Source organism: Methylorubrum aminovorans, assembly GCF_022179725.1.
Lineage (GTDB): Bacteria > Pseudomonadota > Alphaproteobacteria > Rhizobiales > Beijerinckiaceae > Methylobacterium > Methylobacterium aminovorans.
On record NZ_BPRC01000082.1, the window covers coordinates 1 to 1365 of the forward strand.

At 67.3% G+C, this 1365-nt stretch carries 1 protein-coding gene; it reads left to right on the forward strand.

Annotation, left to right across the window (positions count from 1 at the left end; all coding sequences use genetic code 11):
* Positions 1-82: 82 nt before the first annotated feature.
* Complete coding sequence (locus tag MFF24_RS28580; RefSeq protein ID WP_238229212.1) at positions 83-1111, forward strand: IS110 family RNA-guided transposase; 1029 nt, start codon at positions 83-85, stop codon at positions 1109-1111.
* Positions 1112-1365 lie beyond the last annotated feature (254 nt).

The window sequence follows — 1365 nt, forward strand, 5'->3', positions numbered from 1 at the left end:
CCCCCTTTATGGATGGCCCGCCCCTCACCGGGCTGCCCTGCTAGGCTGGCAGGGTAGCGGAGATGAGGAACGGAGCGAGACGATGCCGATCACGGTGTTGGGGATCGACCTGGGCAAGAACAGCTGCAGCCTCGTCGGGCTGGACGCGACCGGGCGTGTCGTGCTGCGGCGGCGCATGCGGCGTGAGAGCGTGATTGCCTTCGGTGCGCAGTTGCCGTCCTGCGTTGTGGCGATGGAGGCGTGTTGCGGTGCCCATCACATGGGTCGAACGCTGGCAGCCCAGGGGCACACCGTTCGGCTGATGTCGCCCGAGTACGTGCGCCCCTACGTCAAGGCTCAGAAGAACGACGACCGTGATGCCGAGGCGATTGCCGAAGCGGCGACGCGTCCGACCATGCGCTTCGTGGCCCTCAAGTCGGAAGCGCAACTCGACATGCAGACCCTGCACCGGGTCCGCGATCAGCTCGTCGGCGAGCGGACAGCCCTGATGAACCAGATCCGCGCCATCCTGCTGGAGCGTGGCCATGTCGTGCCGCAGGGTCGTGCCAGATTGGCCGCCCGCCTCGCAAGCCTGCTCGACGACGAGGCAGCCACGGATCTCACACCCCGTATGCGGACCCTCGTGACGGACGTGCGCGAGCGCTGGCAGTTCCTCGATCAGCGCATCGCTGCCCTTGATGCCGAGTTCAGCGAGCAGGCCCGCTCGGATGAGAGTGCACGTCGGCTGACAACCATCCCCGGTATCGGCGCGCTCAACGCGACCGCCCTGGTGGCCGCCATCGGCGACGTGACGACCTTCGCGCGCGGACGTGATCTGGCAGCTTGGCTCGGCCTTGTGCCGCGGCAGGTCACGACCGGCGGACGGCCTAAACTCGTCGGCATCACCAAGCGCGGCAGCAAGTACCTGCGCAAGATGCTGATCCAGGGTGCACGGGCCGCGATGCCGACGCTCCGGCAGAGTGAGACCCGCCTCGGGCAGTGGCTGCGCGGGCTTCTGGCGCGGGCGCACGCCAACACAGCCGTGGTCGCGCTGGCCGCCAAGATGGCCAGGACTGTCTGGGCGCTCCTGCGCCATGAGCGCGTTTACGAGGCGGCTGTCATCGCCGCCTGAACCAAGCTTGGTCGGCGAAGCCTTCGCCGGCCTTCCGATGTCTGCGTGTGGTGCGAGGAAGATGGCCTGACAGTCGATCGGTGTTCTGGAAGCCTTTGGCTGGCAAATGGCGCTCGACGCCGACCCCTTTATGAGGCCCAGGACGCGCGGATCTCCATCTTGGCCAACGGCTCGCCGGAAGGCCGGATACGTTTGTGCAGACTGCCCAGACCAGCGGAACCAGAGCCACTTGCGGACGGGGCGGGCCATACGTT

Coding starts and splice junctions, on each gene's coding strand:
- MFF24_RS28580 (WP_238229212.1), top strand. CDS start 83: ATGCCGATCACGGTGTTGGGGATCGACCTGGGCAAGAACAGCTGCAGC.